At 64.8% G+C, this 17,393-nt stretch carries 15 protein-coding genes and 2 tRNA genes; 6 read left to right on the top strand and 11 right to left on the bottom strand.

From position 1 onward, the window contains the following. Positions 1 to 141: 141 nt before the first annotated feature. The 9 genes from GA0071312_RS12945 to GA0071312_RS12905 all read right to left on the bottom strand — a co-directional run bounded on the left by GA0071312_RS12945 (position 142) and on the right by GA0071312_RS12905 (position 9,239). Positions 142 to 1,065, bottom strand: a complete 924-nt coding sequence (locus GA0071312_RS12945; RefSeq protein WP_083204563.1) for a tetratricopeptide repeat protein — start codon at positions 1,063 to 1,065, stop codon at positions 142 to 144. Between the two features lie 10 nt (positions 1,066 to 1,075). Then, on the bottom strand, positions 1,076 to 2,926 hold the full coding sequence (locus GA0071312_RS12940) for a ShlB/FhaC/HecB family hemolysin secretion/activation protein (protein WP_074445306.1): 1,851 nt from the start codon (positions 2,924 to 2,926) through the stop codon (positions 1,076 to 1,078). After that, entirely contained in the window at positions 2,923 to 4,893 is a 1,971-nt protein-coding gene (locus tag GA0071312_RS12935) for a filamentous hemagglutinin N-terminal domain-containing protein (RefSeq protein ID WP_074445305.1), read from the bottom strand. The genes GA0071312_RS12940 and GA0071312_RS12935 overlap by 4 nt, the downstream gene beginning before the upstream one ends. Further along, a complete protein-coding gene (locus GA0071312_RS12930; RefSeq protein WP_083204562.1) occupies positions 4,890 to 5,549 on the bottom strand; it encodes an invasion associated locus B family protein in 660 nt (219 codons plus the stop codon). Before GA0071312_RS12930 ends, GA0071312_RS12935 begins: the two co-directional genes overlap by 4 nt. Before the next feature lie 262 nt (positions 5,550 to 5,811). Continuing rightward, the gene (locus GA0071312_RS12925) at positions 5,812 to 6,441 is read right to left on the bottom strand and encodes a glutathione S-transferase family protein (protein ID WP_074445304.1); all 630 of its coding nucleotides are present in this window, start codon (positions 6,439 to 6,441) and stop codon (positions 5,812 to 5,814) included. Between the two features lie 115 nt (positions 6,442 to 6,556). Beyond that, positions 6,557 to 6,883, bottom strand: coding sequence for a ribbon-helix-helix domain-containing protein (locus GA0071312_RS12920; RefSeq protein ID WP_074445303.1), 327 nt, complete (start codon positions 6,881 to 6,883; stop codon positions 6,557 to 6,559). A gap of 34 nt (positions 6,884 to 6,917) precedes the next feature. After that, positions 6,918 to 7,910 carry an AAA family ATPase gene (locus GA0071312_RS12915; protein WP_275262153.1) on the bottom strand — a complete coding sequence of 331 codons (993 nt, stop codon included), beginning with the start codon at positions 7,908 to 7,910 and terminating at the stop codon, positions 6,918 to 6,920. A 223-nt stretch (positions 7,911 to 8,133) separates the two neighbouring features. Next, a complete protein-coding gene (locus GA0071312_RS12910) occupies positions 8,134 to 9,027 on the bottom strand; it encodes an EamA family transporter (protein ID WP_074445301.1) in 894 nt (297 codons plus the stop codon). Positions 9,028 to 9,163: 136 nt separating this feature from the next. Beyond that, positions 9,164 to 9,239 (bottom strand) — tRNA-Asn (locus GA0071312_RS12905). A 163-nt stretch (positions 9,240 to 9,402) separates the two neighbouring features. Between GA0071312_RS12905 and GA0071312_RS12900 the strand changes: the two genes are divergently transcribed. From GA0071312_RS12900 to GA0071312_RS12890, 3 genes are read left to right on the top strand one after another with little or no spacing between them, the layout of a single operon-like run. After that, positions 9,403 to 10,521, top strand: a complete 1,119-nt coding sequence (locus GA0071312_RS12900) for a metallophosphoesterase family protein (protein WP_074446163.1) — start codon at positions 9,403 to 9,405, stop codon at positions 10,519 to 10,521. Further along, on the top strand, positions 10,518 to 13,232 hold the full coding sequence (locus GA0071312_RS12895) for an AAA family ATPase (RefSeq protein ID WP_074445300.1): 2,715 nt from the start codon (positions 10,518 to 10,520) through the stop codon (positions 13,230 to 13,232). Before GA0071312_RS12900 ends, GA0071312_RS12895 begins: the two co-directional genes overlap by 4 nt. A 37-nt stretch (positions 13,233 to 13,269) precedes the next feature. Then, the gene (locus tag GA0071312_RS12890; RefSeq protein ID WP_074445299.1) at positions 13,270 to 13,824 is read left to right on the top strand and encodes a hydrolase; all 555 of its coding nucleotides are present in this window, start codon (positions 13,270 to 13,272) and stop codon (positions 13,822 to 13,824) included. Positions 13,825 to 13,854: 30 nt separating this feature from the next. Here the strand turns inward: GA0071312_RS12890 and bfr are convergent, their stop codons facing one another. Together bfr and GA0071312_RS12880 are read right to left on the bottom strand one after the other, a co-directional pair. After that, entirely contained in the window at positions 13,855 to 14,331 is a 477-nt protein-coding gene (bfr, locus tag GA0071312_RS12885) for a bacterioferritin (protein WP_074445298.1), read from the bottom strand. A 105-nt stretch (positions 14,332 to 14,436) separates the two neighbouring features. Then, positions 14,437 to 14,682 carry a (2Fe-2S)-binding protein gene (locus tag GA0071312_RS12880; RefSeq protein WP_074445297.1) on the bottom strand — a complete coding sequence of 82 codons (246 nt, stop codon included), beginning with the start codon at positions 14,680 to 14,682 and terminating at the stop codon, positions 14,437 to 14,439. A 198-nt stretch (positions 14,683 to 14,880) separates the two neighbouring features. Here GA0071312_RS12880 and GA0071312_RS12875 point away from each other — a divergent pair, with 198 nt between their 5' ends. The 3 genes from GA0071312_RS12875 (at position 14,881) to GA0071312_RS12865 (ending at position 17,330) form a co-directional block, all read left to right on the top strand. After that, positions 14,881 to 15,327 (top strand): GNAT family N-acetyltransferase, encoded by a 447-nt coding sequence (locus tag GA0071312_RS12875; RefSeq protein ID WP_074445296.1) that lies wholly within the window; start codon positions 14,881 to 14,883, stop codon positions 15,325 to 15,327. Between the two features lie 15 nt (positions 15,328 to 15,342). After that, positions 15,343 to 17,169 (top strand): single-stranded-DNA-specific exonuclease RecJ, encoded by a 1,827-nt coding sequence (gene recJ / locus GA0071312_RS12870; RefSeq protein ID WP_083204559.1) that lies wholly within the window; start codon positions 15,343 to 15,345, stop codon positions 17,167 to 17,169. Between the two features lie 85 nt (positions 17,170 to 17,254). Beyond that, positions 17,255 to 17,330: transfer RNA gene (locus tag GA0071312_RS12865), tRNA-Glu, on the top strand. Positions 17,331 to 17,393 lie beyond the last annotated feature (63 nt).

Genomic DNA, 17,393 nt, shown 5'->3' with positions numbered 1-17,393 from the left:
AGACGGATTTCGATGATGTGACGATGCTCGCTCACGCGTCAGCAACTCTGTGATGCATCACAAACAGCACGGCAATCAATAGGAGATTGTCGTGATTCCGACGTCACTCCTGATGTTTTTCGACCGACAAGGCATCAATTTTCATTCAATCCTCGACACCTCGTCGGATAGGTCCCCAGCGTCCTCGCTCACATCGTTTTCGGGCGCCCAATCCCGCGCCGCGCGCTGTGCCGTGCGCAGTTGCTCCGAGGAGAGTTGATCCGTGACCCGGGCGAGCGCCGCACCGGCATCGGGATGGCGGCGTGCTGCGGCGAGGTTGTAGTGCTTGTGCGCCGTGACGAGATCGATCTCTCCCAGTGCCCCGGCCTCGTACAGAGCCCCCAATTCGAAGAGCGCGACGGGATTGCCCAGGGCAGCCGCCTGCTCGAAATGCGCCGTCGCGGCATCCAGCGAGGCGTCCGGGATCGCACCATCGAGATGGGCGTAGGCGAGTGCGTTCATGGCGCCGATATGCCCGGCTTGCGCCGCTGCGCGGTAATGCTCGAAGGCGCGACCCGCAGCCTCTTGCGGATCTTCGTCATCCGCGAGGCCGAGGCCTTCGGCGAGCATGCCGGCGCAATTGAACAGCGCATCGCGATCACCGGCCTCGGCCGCCTCGCAGATCATTGCGCGCGCCATCTCGAAATCCTGCAACACCCCCTCCCCGCGAAAATGCATCAGCCCGACACGATTGAGCGCTCGGGCGCTGCCGGCATCGGCTGCGGCGAGGAAGAGAACTCGCGCGGCTTCGGGATCCGGCGACACACCGAGCCCGAGTTCCGCCATGCGCGCCAGATAGAACCCGGCATCGGCTTCGCCGCTCTCGAAACCCGCATTGAAATGGCTCAAGGCATCTTCGAAGCGCTCTTCTTCCAACGCCGCGAGCCCCTCATCGAGGACGCTTGCATGGACCGCCTCCGCTGCGCTGAGCGCAAGCGCGAAGGCGGCGGGAAGGATCAGGGCACCGCCCGTTACGCGGGATGAAAAGACATCGCATAGACCAGTGAGAGCTTCGAGGTAACGCATTGCATTTCCTTTAGAATATCTTGAATGTGAAGTTCAGTCCGAAATCCGGGCTGCCGCCGGCGGGACGGCGAATCACCGCCTCGGGCCGGCGCGTTTCGTCGAGGAGCGGATAGGCGACACTGGCATCCAGGCGCGAGCGCCCGAGCGCGAAACGGATGCCGATCCCGGCGCCGATCCGCGACACGGTGCGCTGCTCGGCGATGTTCTCGCCGTGCCCCAGATCGAGAAAGGCGTAGGGGCGCGTGGCATCAATCACGTCAGACGCGAAAGCCCAGTCTTGCGCACGCTCACCGAGAACGCGTTTCGACGGCAGGGCCAGGGTGAATTCATTGCGCATGAACCCTCCGCGATCGGCACGCGTGGTGCGTGCGCCGAAACCGCGAATGCTCGCCGCCGATCCAAGGACGAGCTGGTCGTCGGCATAAAGCGGCGTAGTGGTAAACTGCCCTGATACCGTGGTCTGCCAGATACCGAGATCTTCAAAACCGCGCACATATTGCGCGAAACCATCGAACTTCCAGAATTGCGCGCGCGGCGTATCCGGCATCAGGATCGCCGGATCGCGGGTCGCATTGAAGAAGGTGAGCCCCCGACTGATACCGAAGCCCGTGGTGAATTGCTGGCGCTCGCCCGGCGTCGCGCTGCGGGTCAGTCCGAGGCGGGCGACGGTGAATTGCTGCGGCGTCAGCCGCGCTTCATTGACGAAACGGTCACCCCGACGAATGTCGAGACGCGTGTCGAAGCTCAGGCTGCGCTGCGCGTCACGCAGGACTTCGCGGTCGTATCGCAGGGACAGGATGCTGTTTTGCGTGAACAGCCCGGCAAAGGGCGTGATCTGCTGGTACGATTCGGAGTAGCTGCCGTCGATGCTGAAGCGCGAGAGCCGCCACGGCACCACGATTCCCGCCGACATTTCATTGGAATTCTCGCCCCCCGCCAGCGTGAACCGCCAGGCATCGTTGATACCGACGAGATTGTCCTTGGCCAGATCGAAGCGCAGTCGCTGGCTGATCGTGCGTCCCGACCCGGCCAGCGCCGCGGCGTTGCGCTCATAGCCAAGATCGAGGCGAAAAGCGTCTTCCGGCGTGTTGTCGACGACGATGACGGAAGTCGCTGGCTCATCGCCGGGCTCGAGACGCGCCCGGGCGCGCCCGGAGGCGACGGCGTTGATGCGCTCGATACCCTGCTGGACATCCTCGATATCGAGAACGTCGCCCGGCGCAGCCGAAAAGCTCGCACGGGTCTTTGCCCCGGGCCGGCGCGCGCCGTCGATTGCCTGGAAGCGGTCGAGCGGATCGTCGATGATGGCGAACAGGGCCGAGATGTTGCCGAGGAAATCCCAGGGCCCCTGCGAAGCCGCGATCGCCTCGCGCGCATGGTCGAAGCGTGCGCCAAGCCCACGCCCGGCAATGCCGTGATCCTCGCGATAGTCGATCGCGGCGATGCGACCGGGTATCACGTCGATACGCAGGCTGCCGCTGGCGCGAATATCCTGCTCCGGCAGATAGCCCTGCGTGGTGATCAACCCGGCTTCCGCATGCGCTTCGTTGATCGCCCCGACCACGCCCTGTGCGACCTTCATACCCACACAGTCGGCCGCGTGAGGCGCAACCGCATTGCGGATCGTCTCACGCGGGATCAGGAATTCGCCGGCGATCACGATCGTCGCGACCGGAAAGCACTGCCCCGCATCGGGGCTGTCGCGTGATTGCGCGGTGATCACGATCGGCGCATCAACAGCCGCCTTTGCCGCGACCTCCGCAAGCGCAGCTTTCGGCATCGCGAGCAGCGCCAGGCAGGCGGCGAGACGCAAGGCGGAACGCGGACGGCGCAACGCATCTCTCTGGCGCGCATTCTTCATGGCAACCAATCCGCAAACAGGCCGATGCGCTGCGCCGCCACGCCACCTCTCGGCACGCGGTTTTCGGGACGAATGATCCCGGCTGTGGCCGTGACGCCGACGGAACCATCGATTTCTCCGGCAATGACGCGTACGGGCAGCGTGCTTCGAAGCAGCACTTCGCCACCCGAGCTCACGATCGTCCCACCTTTCGGATCCTGCGCGAAGACCGCACGCGGTCCGGCGAACAGGTTGTGCAGGCCGATGGGCAGGTTCATCATCGAGGGCAGGAAGCGCGCCTCGGTGGAAATGAACGGCGCATCGAGCTCCATATTGCCGAGGGCGAGGAGCGAGCCGGAATCATTGCGGATCGACTCGCTGGCGGTGATTTCGAGCCCGGATGCCGCGCTTATCGCGCCACCCAGAACGTCCGCTGTGGAAAAGCCGCGCGACCAGCAGACGATGCGGCAGCGTTTGACCAGCGAAAACGCCCCCGATGGTGCAGCCAGATTGTGCACCCGCGCGGCATTGATGATCGCAGGGCCGTCTAGCGCGAAGATATTGCCGCTGTTGAAGATATCCGGGGCGCTGATGCGAATGCTCTCGCCGGCGATACTCGCGATTTCGCCAGGGATGGCGGCGCGCCCGAAATCCCGGCTCGTCCGGACGGTTCGCGGTCGCCCGAAGAAAAAGGAGAACAGCCCCCGCGGACGGTGCAGGATTTCGACGCGCGGGCGGCCCGGTGCAATGACGCGGGTGACGTTGTCGATCCGGCTTGAGGCCTCCAGATCAATGGTCGCATTGGCCAGAAGCCGGGCATTGTCGTTGTGAATCCGATCAGCCCGCGCATGGAGGTCACCATCAGAGGCGAAGACAATGGTGAGACGGTCGGCGCTCTCGCCGATAAGATTGATCGCATCGGATGCCAGCAGCGTGACGCCACCCCGCGAATCCGGATCGGCCCCGGACCGGCTCACCCCGGTTACCCGGCCCGTGATCGCGATATCCCCCAGATCCGCCCGCAGGGTGACGGCACCTGACAGCGATTCGACCCGCGCCTCGCGCTCCGGGGCATTGAGGATGGCGATGTCGCGCGCGCGGATGGCGAGATCGCGCTCGGCGCGTGCGGTGCCCCCATCGAGCCGCACCTGCCCCTGGCTGTCGATGGCGAATTCGCCGATCGAGGCAAACCCGGTCCCGGCGAAAGATACACCGGCACCTGCGGCCGAGACGGCAACCGACACCCGGCTCGCCGTCAGCGAACCGCGCGGGGTGACGTCGACCAGCACGGTGCTGTCTGCGCCTGGCAAATCCGTGCGGGTGGCAAAGGCTGACGTCGTCGTGCCGGGAATGACGTTCGAATCATGGGTCAGCTCGGCATTGCCGGCAACGAGCGCGATATCGGCGAAGGGGCTGGTATTCTCGTTGAGCACCGGCCCGTCGATGCGCAACCGTCCGGCCGCAAGCTGCAGGCTCGTCATCGCCCCTGAAAGCCCTTCGGGCCCGATCAGGATGCCGGAATCCGGGTCAGTGCGCGTCACCACGTTCGTCTGCCCGCCCGAGACTTCGAGGCGCGCCGTGCCGGCATTCAGGGTCACACCGCCGGTATTGATGAAACGGCCGCCATCGACGGTGATTCCGTTCGGATTGGCCAGGATGAAATGCGCGCGCGTGCCGAGCACTTGCAGCGGCCCGCTGATCACGGAGCGGTTGGCCGAGGTCACCTCGGAGAGGATGGTCCGCGCACCGACGAGGCGGTTGTCGAGATCGACGCCGGCGGTCCCCACCGAGAAATCCGTGAAGCTGTTGCGGCTGATATCGCCCGCCCCGGCAGGGGCGATCCCGACCGTGGTGCGCCCGCTGCCATCGACGGTCACGGTCGTGGCGGTACCGCCATCGGGCACGACCTGCGCAGATGCAGGCAATGCCGCAGATGCAGCGATCATCAGAAGGCCGAAGCCGAGGGCGCGCCGGAAATCGCCGTTCATGGGCCGCGCTCCCGCAGGGCCTCGAAGGCGGCGGTGAATCCGATCAGGGAGATGTCCAGATCCACGGGTTCGTCGCGCGCGGTCCAGACCCGGAACCGCGCCCTCAGCCCGGCGCGAAATGCTTGAAGAATTTCGCCTTCGAGGGGAAAGCCGGCATGGCAACCGGATGGATCGCAGGTCTCGTAGAGGATACCGACTGGCGCGCGCTCATCGATGCGCAGCTCGATCCCCGGTGCGAGATAGCCGCGCAACGGTACCGAAACGATCGCCACATGGCTGCCGGGCGCATCACCCGGCAATCCGGTCAGGAGGAAAACTGTCTGGCCGCTCTCTGCAACGGCAAGGCGCTGGCTGATGCGGCAATCCCGAGAGCCCCCCTTTGCCTGCGCGGCTTCATCGGCATCAGCGCCGGCATCCTGCGCCTCGGCCGACCGGCACACCAGCTCCCAATCATCAAAGCGCTGCGTCTCGACCGCAGCCTGCGCCGGGTCAGGCGTAAAGGCGAGGGCGAATGCGAAGCAAAACAGGGGCAACGCCAAAGCGACGCGGGTCGCCGTACACCGTGCAAGCGTGCGCGCGGCGCCGCCATCAGTCGGCGTGCGCGCGATACCGAGCCCGTGTTCAACCCTGCGGAGAAAAAGCGCATATGCCTTCATCTGAAAAATCGACCCATACAAGCAGCACAATCAGAGCTCGCATTCTCAGGGTCGGATAGACGACGGAGGCGGATTTCTCAACCCCCTGTCAATTAAAATTAAACAAAAATGATTTATAGTTGCATGGTCAACCGCCGACGTTCCGCGAAATGTCGCTCTGCGCCGTTCTCAGCGCATCATCCGTTGTGGTCGAACAACAACGACACGCGCATGCCAGCGGTGCAGGCCGGAGAACGTGCGCAGCCCGGCCCCGCCTTTGCGATCACGGCATCGGGATTTCGCCCACCGCCTTGGGGACGTGATAGCCCTTTTGTACCGCCGGGCGGTTCGCAATCTCGGTGTACCAGCGCTTCACGTTCGGAAATTGCGCGAGATCGATCTGCTGCCACTCATAGCGCGAGATCCACGGCCAGGTGGCCATATCCGCAATCGAATAATCACCGGCGAGATAGGCGCTGCCGGCAAGGCGCTCGTCGAGCACGCCGTAAAGCCGCGCCGCTTCCTTCGCATAGCGCTCCTCGGCATAGGGGGCCTTGCCGGGATTGAATTTGAGGAAATGGTGCACCTGGCCGAGCATCGGCCCGACACCGCCCATCTGCCACATCAGCCATTCGATCACGCGGTAGCGCGCCTCGCCCTCGCGCGGCAGGAATTGGCCTGCCTTGTCCGCGAGATAGATCATGATCGCCCCCGATTCCATCAGCGCCATACCGTTATCATGATCGACAATGGCCGGGATCTTGTTGTTGGGGCTGATCTTCAGAAATTCCGGCGCGAACTGGTCGTCATTGCCGATATTGATGGCGTGTGCCGTATAAGGCATGCCCAGCTCTTCGAGCAGGATCGAGACTTTACGCCCGTTCGGCGTCGTCCATGTGTAGAGATCGATCATGCGTGGCTTCCTTCCCTGATCTTGTTGCCTGCGCATTCATAACACGATGCGCGCGACGACAGAGGCAGGCCGGCGCAAGGTCCGTTTTGCCGGAATGCCGATGCGGCAATCAGAATCAGGCGATCCGGCTCAATCCACGCTTCTCGAAGACGGCATTGATTCCCTCGACCAGCAATTCCTGTACGGTCGTCTCCTCATCGAAGCCGATGCGCTTGAGTTGCCTGAGCGCTTCCGGCTCAAGATAGACGGTGGCGACGCGCTTGCCCTCACGGGTCTTCGCCACGGGATATTTGCGCTTCGGTTCCGGCTCTGCTGCGGGAGCCGGGGAAGCAGGCGAGGCGGTCGCCGACGTAGCAGAGACCTCTCCGGTGACTGCTGCGGTATCATCGTCTTCGACGAGTTTCGGCCCGCGGGCCCCGAACAGACTGGCGCGCTTGCTCATGGTTCAGTCTCCCTTTCGATCCGGTCGCCGCGCGTTACGCGCTTTTGCGCATTTTCGAGCCCGGAAGGCGCGAATCCAGCTCGATTTCCTTGCAGGCCCATGCGTAGATGTCGCGCAGCTCGCCTGCAGCCTTGCCGAAGGGCTCGAACTCCATCGCGGTGCGCCCGTCGATCACGCTGTGCGAGAAAGCGACGCGCTGATGCAGCACGAACGGCGCGACCCGACGACCATCCGCCTCAAGGCCAAGCCGCGATTCCTCGACCAGCGGCGAGCGCACCGGCGCGGAGGAGAGCAGCACCCAGGCCGGACGGCGTGCGAGATCCGCGAGATCGCAGGTCGCAGCGATCGCATCGAGATCAAAGGCGGCGGGCCGGCACGGGATCAGGATCAGGTCCGCAGCCCGCGCCGCCATCAGCGATGCCCTGTCGGCATTCGGCGCGGTGTCGATGACGAGCAGATCGGCGCCGTTGTTCTTCGCCGCCTCCGTGAGGAACGGCAACCGCTCGGCATGATCACCGACGACCTCGGGCTCGTCCCGGCGCTTGTCGGCCCATTTGCGCGCCGTCGCCTGCGGGTCGAGATCGATCACCGCTGACCGATGGCCGGCGAGATGCGCGCAGACCGCGAGATGAACAGCGAGCGTCGTCTTGCCGGCGCCGCCTTTCTGGGAAATGATCGCTATTGTCTTCATGTCTTCACGCTGGCTGGAGGACCTGCCCACATGCCCCCGCGCAGACAGCTTAGCGAATCGCGTTGCCTGAAAGCGCGGCAGCCGTGGGATGCTCATAGTGTTTCCGGTTCGTTGATTCGGAGCAAGTGCGTTCACATCATGAATGTGCCCCTGGCAGAATTCCATGTGGATGAGGGTGGTGCCTGTCGGCCCGACATTGCTGAAACAAATTACGAACAAAATATCAGAGTGATGTCGTAGAGATAACTTCCAAGGCATCACGCAAGTGCAGAAACAGAGAATCGTTTCAAATTGTTGCCAGAGAATGCAAAAATTGAATAAATATTTATCCAACAACAGATTCGCCCGCAAATTAAACTATTTATAAAAATGATATAAATTGTCTCAATTCATCAAGTCTCCACCAAAAATTGAATGAGACAATTCAGCAATTTTTAATTTCGTGAACAAAAATCAAACGTCGTCGATTCGAATTGTCGGATTTTGACGCAAGCGGCGCTGATCGTCGCTCATCCTAGGCGGCGCATCATGGGCAACGCCTCGAAAACGGCAGGAAGGCTCATCCCGGAGCGCGCCTCCCCCCGAAGGCGCCGCCTTCCCGGAGCGTGAGCGTCACGAGCGCCAGCCAGATCACCCCGAAACAGAGATACGTCGCTGGCGTCGCGACCTGCCCGTAATAAACATACGATACCACCAGCTGCGTCGTCGGGAGGACGAACTGCAATGCGCCCATATTGAAGGCGCCGAGCCTGCGCGCAGCAAATGCGAACATGACGAGCGGTGCGAGCGAGACGATTCCGGCCGTCACCAGCCAGGGATAGGCGAGCAACTGCGAGGCAGCCGGGGCGTGCGCGCCGAAATCAATCCAGATCGAGGCCAGAGCCAGCAGCATCGCGAGAACGGCGGTCTCGACGAAGAGGCCCTCGATCGGCGACAGGGGCGTGCGCTTCTTCAAGAGCGTATATCCGCCCCAGCTGGCCCCGATGGTCCAGTAGACCCAGTGCTCCAGCCTGCCCGCCGTCATCACCAGGGTGACGAGAGCGAGCAGGATGATCGCGATGCAGGCGATCCGTGGGCCGGTTCGCGGCTCGGCGAGAAAGAACAGCCCCGTCAGCATCACGAAGACCGGCGCGAGAAGATAGCCGAGGCCGCTCTCGATCACCGCCCCCTGCAGCGATGCCTGGATGAAGGTACCCCAGTTGATCGCCACAAGGATGGCCGCCGCCACGTGGAGCCCCACGACGCGCCCCGACAACCGCCGCAGCGAATCGTTCCCACGCATGACGAACCAGCCGACGAGCAGACCGAGCAGGATCAGTGAGAACGCGATCCGCCAGATCACGAGAACGACGGGCGATAGCCCGACAAACAGATGCCAGTAGATCGACGAGGCGCCGAGAATGAAATTGGCCAGAAAGGCCATCGCAAACGGGAGAAAGATACGCGCGGTCATGTCAGATCCGCCAGTTCGGAGCGCAGGACACGCGAATATCGGCTGTCACGCTGTAACGTCGCGCCAGTATCACTGCGCATCGAGGATACGGCGCTGAAAAGTCACCAATGTCGCGGGTAAAAGGTGATGAGAAGAGTGGCTCCCCGAGCAGGACTCGAACCTGCGACCGAGCGGTTAACAGCCGCTTGCTCTACCAACTGAGCTATCGGGGATCGCTGGGGAGCGTATAGCTGGACGTGTTTTGTGATGCAAGCCCGTTTTTTCAAGCCCTCCCGATTTTTTCAATGTCGTGACGAAAACCCTTTGCGGCACATGCTTTGCCTCGACAGCGTCGCGCGGACGGGGCATCTTCGCTGCGGTTCCAACGGATTCGGCATGCGTTTCATCCATACGGCAGATTGGCAGATCGGGAAGGTGTTTCGCCGTTTCGGCGAGCGCGAGGCGCTGTTTCGGCAGGCGCGGCTCGATGCGATCGACGCGCTCGGCGCGCTTGCGATGCGCGAGGGGGCCGCGCATGTGCTCGTCGCAGGCGACGTCTACGACATGGAGACCCCCCTCCCCGCCACGCGCCGTGCGCCGCTGGAGCGCATGCGCCGCTTCCCGCATGTGACCTGGCATCTGCTCCCCGGCAATCACGATCCGCACCGGCCCAACGGGCTGTGGGACCAGATCGCAGCCGATGATCCGCCAGTGAATATCCGTCTTCATCTGAGCCCCGAGCCGACCGCCATCGCCGATGGCGTCTGGCTCCTGCCCGCCCCGCTCACCCGCAAGAGCGCGGTCGACGATCTCACCACCTGGATGGACCGGGCGCCGACACCGCCCGGCGCCGTCCGCATCGGTCTCGCCCATGGCTCGGTGCAGGGTTTCGACAGTGCCGGCGAGGCCGCGAATCTGATCGACCCGCAGCGCCCCGAGCGCGCCGGGCTCGCCTATCTCGCCCTCGGGGACTGGCATCGCACGCTGAAGATCACGCCACGCGTGCATTATGCCGGCACGCCGGAGCCCGACCGGTTCGACAGCCAGATCGCGGGCAAGGCGCTCGTCGTCACCCTGCGCGGTGGCGCTGAGCCGGAGGTGCGCGAGGAGATCACCGGGCGCTATTGCTGGCAGCGCCTGCGGGCGGACCTGCAGGCGGATGAGGCGGTGGCCGATGAAGCCGCGCGCTGGCGCGCCATCGAAGCTTTGCCGCAGGCGGTGTTGCGTCTCGATCTCACCGGCACGCTGTCGCTTGCCACGCGGCAGGAACTGGAGACGACACTTGAGCGGCTCGAGGCGGCCTGTGCGCATCTCGAATACGATCTGGCCGGCCTGCATCTTCGCCCGAGCCGCGCCGATATCGAGGCGATCGATTTCGACGGGGCCTTGCGGCAGGTGGCCGAGGAACTCGGGCGGCGGATCGACGATGCGAGCGCCGACCCGCAGGCGCGGGCGGTGGCCGAGGCGGCGCTGACGCGGCTCTACACCCTCGTGACGACGGGGGAACGGGCGTGATCATCACCGGAATCAGCGTCAACGGCGTCGGGCGCTTCACCCGCGAGACCCGGCTGACGGGCTTCTCGCCCGGTCTCAATATCCTCAGCGCGCCGAATGAGGCGGGGAAATCGACGCTGTTTCGGGCTTTGCGCGTGGCGTTGTTTCACCGGCACAATAGCAAACGGGAACCGATAAAAAAAATTGCAACAGAACATGCAGCCTTGCCGGTGGAGATCACGGTCGATTTCCGCATTGATGAGCATGATTACTGCCTCACAAAGAAATTCATGCGTAGCGACAAGGCAGAACTCAGCCGCGACGGCGCGGTCATCGCGCGCGGGGCTGAGGCCGACGAGGCGGTCTGGAGGCTGCTCGGGATCACGCCGGGGAGCGGTCGTGGCGAGCCGGATATCGGTGCGCTCGGCCTGATCTGGGTCGAGCAGGGGGACTCCTTCGAAGCCCATCAGGCCTCGGCAACCGCGCGCAACACGCTGGCCGATCTGGTGACGGCGGAAGTCGGCGCGCTGGTCGGCGGTGACCGGGCGCGGCATGTCTTGGAGCGGGTCGAAGCCGATCTCGATGCACGCATGACATCGCGCGGCCCCAGGGCTGGCGGGCCTTTGAAGCACGCGATCGATGCGGCGCAGGCGGCGCGGGCGCGCGAGCAGGATCTCGCCGCCAGACATCAGGCGCTCGAAGAGGAATTCGCTGCGCTCGCGCGCCTGCGCGCAGACCTCGCCCGCGCCCGCGATCCAACCCGCGAAGCCGATCTGCGCGCAAGGCGCGAGGCCGCGATCCGTGATCTCGAAACCGCGCGCGCGGCGCGGGCGAAGCTGGAAACAGCGCAATCGCAACTCGCTGCCCTCACCAGCCAGCGCGAGATCGCCGCCTCCCGCCTCGCTGATGCCAAGGGCTACCAGGACCGTCTCGCGGAAGCCGAGACCCGGCTGGCGACGCTCGAAGACGATCTCGCCGCGCAGGTGCAGGCGGAAGAGCAGGCGCAGACCGATTGCACAAAGGCGGCAGAGGCCGTTCAAGCCCGGATCGATGATCGGGACGCTGCGCAACGGGCCCTCGCCGCAGCAGAGACGGCGCAGAGCCTGGCGGAAGCCGCGCAGGCCCGGGCCGAGGCGCGGGGCGTGATCGCGAACCTGCGTGAGAGCCTCGCCGAGATCGATCGTCTGCGCACGGAACTGCATGACAAACGCGCGGCGCGCAAGGCCATCACGGTCACCCGCGAGCGGCTCGACACCGCGCGGGCAGCGCATGACATGGTCGTGCAGATCAGCGCGCGGCTTGAAGCGCAGGCCCCGCGCCTCGCCGTCTCGCTCACGCCCGAGGGCGCCGGGCGCATGAGCATCGACGGCACCCCCCTCCCCGATGGCCACGAGCGGCCGCTCACCGGTGAGACCGCCATCGCGGTCGAAGGCATCGGTTCCCTGCGCATCATCCCCGCCGGCGGCGCGCACGACCGGAACGCGCTGGAGGACGCGCGCGCGGAATATACCAAGGCGATAGGCGCAATGAACGTGGCCGATCTCGGCCAGGCCGAGGCGCAACTTGACGATGCCCGTGCGCTCATCCGCGAGATCAAGGCGCTGGAGGAGCGCCTCGCCATGCTCGCCCGGCAGGCCGGCGGTGATGACGCAGATGTCGATGCTGCCCGCGCCGGGCTGATCGAGCGGATCAACGAGGCGCAAGCGCTGATTGCGCAGGAAGATGAAGACGGTCCCGCGCCGGCGGAAGATCCGGCGGCATTACGTGCGGCGACGCGCGCGTGCCGCGAGGCGATGGACGAAGCGCGCACGGCGCTCGAAACTGCGCAACGTGCGGAGCAGGCGAAGCGCGAGCGGCTGATCGAGGCACGCACGCGCAAATCCGGCACCGCACGCCAGCGCGACGACGCGGTGGCGGCCCGCGATGCGCTCGCTCTCAAGGCCGCCGAGCAGGCCGCGCCGGAGCGTATTGAACAACTCCAATCGGCGCTCGCGGAGGCGCAGGCGGCGCAGGCCCGCCAGCAGGCGGAGGTCGAAGCGCTCGCAGCCGCGACGCCGGATGAGGATCAATTGCTGATCGCGCAGGAGCGGGTGCAGCGTACCGAGGAGGCGCGCGACAATCACCGCGCCCATCTCGCCGGCCTGGAGCGTGACGCGGCGCGCCACGAGGAAGCCATCCGCCGGCTCGGGGCGGACGGGCTTGAGGAAGAGCTTGCCAGTGCACGCGAGGAAACCGCTCTTGCCGCGCGCGCGGAGGCCCGCGAGCAGCAGAATACACAGGCGCTGCAGCTCCTGCAGGAAACCATCACCGGGACGCTCGAGGCCGGGCGCGAGCGTTTTCTCGCGCCGGTGAAGCAGCATCTCACGCCCTATCTCGCCACGCTCTTTCCCGGCGCCGAGATCGATCTGAACGACGATTTCGCCCCGACCGGCCTCGCGCGCGCGGGGACGCCGGAGGGATACGATCAGCTGTCGCACGGCACCCGTGAGCAGATCGCCGTGCTGGTCCGCCTGGCGCTCGGCACCATGCTCGCCGAGAAGGGCCGACCCGCTCCGATCATCCTCGATGACGCCCTCGTCTTCTCCGATGACGGACGCATCGAGGCCATGTTCGACGCCCTCACGCGCGCCGCCCGGCACCAGCAGGTCATCATCCTCACCTGCCGCGACCGCGCCTTCACCGCACTGGGTGGCGCAATGTTGCGGATAGAGGGAATGAACCCCAACGATTGACTTGCAGATGTCACATCATGGTTCAGGAGAGAGCCCCATGCTCATCGAGGCCCATCGTTCGATCCTGCTGATCGTCGATTTCCAGGAGCGCCTGATGCCGGCGATTCATGCGGGTGCCGCTGTTGCCGAACGGGCCGGGATCCTGATCCGCTCCGCCGACGCCCTCGCAATCCCGGTCGCGGTGACCGAGCAATATCCGCGCGGGCTGGGGCCAACCATCGCGCCGATCCGCGAACTCCTGCCCGCGACTGCGTTCATCCACGAGAAGATCACCTTCTCTGCGCAGCGCGACCCTGCCTTCGCCGCGCATTTCGCGGCCCTGCGGGAAGTCGGGCGCGACCAGATCGTCGTCGCCGGCGCCGAAGCGCATGTCTGCGTGCTGCAGACGGCGCTCGATCTGCAGGCGGCAGGCTATCAGATTTTTCTTGTGGCCGACGCGGTCGGCAGCCGTGTGCCGGAAAGCCGCGAATGCGCCATTGATCGTGCGCGACAGGCGGGATGCGTCGTCGTCAACAGCGAGATGGTGGTGTTCGAATGGATGGAGCGCGCAGGCACCGAGACTTTCCGCGCGCTCTCGCAACTGATCAGGTGAGGCCACCGGCGAGACCGGCAGCCAGTGCCCTCATTCCAGACCGCCGATATGCTTCTGGGCGTAGAGCTGCACGCCAACCTGCTTGATCAGTTCCTTCTGCGTTTCGAGGAAGTCGATATGGCCTTCCTCATCTGCCGCGAGTTCCTCGAACAGGTTCTTCGAGACCCGATCCGAGACGCTGTCGCAGTAATTGGCCGCTTCCAGATAGAACGCGCGCGCCTCGACTTCGGCTGCGAGGTCGCAATCAAGAATTTCCTCGATCGACTGGCCAATGCGCAGCGGGTCGAGCTCTTGCAGATTGGGGAAGCCTTCAAGGAACAGGATCCGCTCGACGAACTTGTCCGCGTGGTGCATTTCCTCGATCGATTCCTTGCGCCAGAACTGCGCGAGGTCCTTGTAGCCCCAGTCATCGAGGATGCGATAATGCAGCCAGTACTGGCTGACCGCCGTCAGTTCGCTGCGCAGCCCGCGGTTGAGATACTCGATGACCTTCTTGTCGCCCTTCATTAAAGCACTCCAAATTTAGAATCGTTCTAAAAATTCTAGTACGCTGCGCTGGGGCGTTCGTCAATAGCCTCGCTCGCGCCACGGAATGCCGGGTCACGACACATGTCAGCCGGCATGCTCCATGGCTTCGTCATGATGCGTTTCGCAGGCGGCGGGACAGCCTGCGCACGGGTCGATTCCGGGCAGGGTCGCATCCATGATCTTGCGAATCGTCCGGGCGCAACGCCCGCACTGGGCAGAGCACCCGAGACAGCGATAAACCTGGGCAGGGGTGCGCGGGCAATCCGCGCCCGGGTTGAGACAGCCGCGCACATCGCGGTCCGAGAGGACGTTGCAGGAACAGACAATCATCGCGCACTCCAGTTTAGAAGCTCTCTAAACTATTGATATCACTGTCTTTTTCATACCCACTCCAATAAGGCGGCGCAAGCGAAAACAGCTTGCGTCCGGTTGCTGAAGACAGGATGTCGCACCAGGCCGGCGGGATGCGTCGGAACCGGATATCTGCTACGCATCTTCGCGGACGGGATGATCGGAAGGAGTGTCGCGATGGCCGGAATCGAAATCAGGAAGCTGCACCGCGATGACCGCGAAGCATGGGAGCCGCTTTGGCAGGGCTATCTCACCTTCTACAAGACATCGGTCTCGGATCAGGTGACGCAGACGACATGGGATCGCCTGCATGATCCCAACGAACCCATGTACGCCCTCGGCGCCTTTCTGGGCGAGGAACTGGTCGGCATCGTGCACTACATCTTCCATCGTTCGACCTGGACGATCGGCGACTACTGCTATCTGCAGGATCTCTTCACCGTGCCGCAGGCGCGCGGCAAGGGAGCCGGGCGCAGGCTGATCGAGGCAGTCTATGCACGTGCGCGGGAAGCCGGCGCGGCGCGTGTCTACTGGCTCACGCAGGAAAAGAACTACGAGGCGCGGATTCTCTACGACCAGGTCGCGGACCTGCCGGGCTTCATTCAATATCGCAAGATCTTCTGAGCACCACGCACCCCGATGAATGACCTGTCATCACGTCCCTTCGCCACCGCCTCCCCCGGGCGACCCTTTCCCGGTACAAGCCGCACCGCTTCCGGGCGCAGTTGGGCTTACCGGCTGGATGAGCGTGGCGAGATGCTTGCGAGCGCGTTGGCGCAGGCGCATGGGCTGCCCGATCTCGTGGCGCGGGTGCTGGCGGGACGCGGGGTCACCTTGGACGCGGTCGAGGGCTTCATGACGCCACGTCTGCGCGATCTGCTGCCCGACCCGGACACCCTGCGCGACATGCAGCCCGCCGTGGATCGGCTCGTCCAGGCCGTGCACAGCCGCGAACCCGTGGCGATCTTTGGTGATTATGACGTCGACGGGGCCTGTTCCAGCGCCTTGCTGGCGAGCTTCCTGGAAGCCTGCGGCGTGGCCGTGCGCATCCATATTCCCGACCGTATCACCGAAGGCTACGGCCCCAATGCCCAGGCGATCCGGGCACTGGCCGAGGACGGCGCGCGGTTGCTGGTCAGCGTCGATTGCGGCACGGCGAGCCACGAGCCGTTCGCCGAGGCGCGCCGGCTCGGCCTCGACGTGGTGGTGCTCGACCACCATCAGGCCCCGGAGGCGCTGCCCGAGGTCATGGCTCTGGTCAATCCCAACCGCCAGGACGATCTCTCCGGCCTCGGTCATCTCTGCGCGGCGGGCGTCGTCTTCATCACTCTTGTCGGCCTTAATCGCGCCCTGCGCAACACCGGCCACGCACCTGCGGAAGAAGCTTTTGCGCTGATGGGCGCGCTTGATCTCGTGGCGCTGGCGACCGTCGCCGACGTGGTGCCGCTGATCGGGCTCAACCGTGCCTTCGTCCGCCAGGGCCTCACGGTGATGCGCCAACGCGGACGCGTCGGCCTTACGGCGCTGCTCGATGTTGCAGGGCTTGAGACGGCACCGCAGGCCTGGCATCTCGGATTTCTGGTCGGACCACGTATCAATGCCGGCGGGCGCATCGGCGATGCGGCGCTCGGCGCGAAGCTGCTGATGACGCACGATCCCGGTGAGGCGCAACGCATCGCCGGCGAGCTGGATCAGCTCAACCGCGCCCGCCAGGCCATCGAGCAGGATGCCGTCGCCGAGGCGGTGGCGCAGGCGGAGGCGGCGCTTCACCAGGATACGCAGGCGGCACTCCTCGTGACGTCCTCACCGGAATGGCATCCCGGAATCGTCGGCCTCGCCGCATCACGCCTGAAGGAGCGCTTCCGACGCCCTGCTTTCGCCTTCGCGATCGATGAAGCGGGCATCGCAACGGGCTCCGGGCGCTCGATCATCGGCGCCGATCTCGGCCGTGCAGTCCGCGCAGCCGTGGATGCCGGCATCGCCCGCAAGGGCGGCGGCCATGCCATGGCAGCGGGCGCGACGGTCTCCGCCGATGCCCTTGGTGCTTTCGCGGCGTTCATCACCGAACGACTCGCCACTGATGTCGCCGATGCGGCGGATAACGATCGCCTGATGCTCGATGCACCACTCACGGCAGCCGGCGCGCAGGTCGCGCTGATGGACGCCCTCGACCAGGCGGGCCCCTATGGTGCGGGCTGTCCGGAACCGGTCTTCGCGCTTACCGAGCATCGCATCGTGAGTGTCAGGGAGGTCGGCAGCAACGGGCATCTGCGCGCACGCCTCGCCGATGGTGGCGGCGCGACCATTGATGCGATCGCCTTTCGCGCGGCGGGGACGGATCTGGGCAACATGATCCAGGGTGCGGTCGGCACGCCGCTGCACGTCTGCGGGACGCTTTCACGCAACGCGTGGGGTGGTCGCGAGCGGGTCGAGATGCGTCTCATTGACGCCGCGCGACCGGGGTGAAAAATTTTGAATGAAGCGTGCGAGAGAGGCTTGCCCCCCACCCGAATCCCTTCTATACACCCCCCGTCGCGCCGAGCCGCGACCCGCGCCCTTCGTCTAGCGGTCTAGGACGTCGCCCTTTCACGGCGAAAACACGGGTTCGAGTCCCGTAGGGCGCGCCATTTTTCCAAGAAACCGTTAAGAATAAACGCTTTTCGCCATGTCTGCGGCTTGAAACGCCGCGA

The organism is Saliniramus fredricksonii, assembly GCF_900094735.1.
GTDB classification, from domain to species: domain Bacteria; phylum Pseudomonadota; class Alphaproteobacteria; order Rhizobiales; family Beijerinckiaceae; genus Saliniramus; species Saliniramus fredricksonii.
This window is presented reverse-complemented; position numbering and strand designations above follow the sequence as displayed.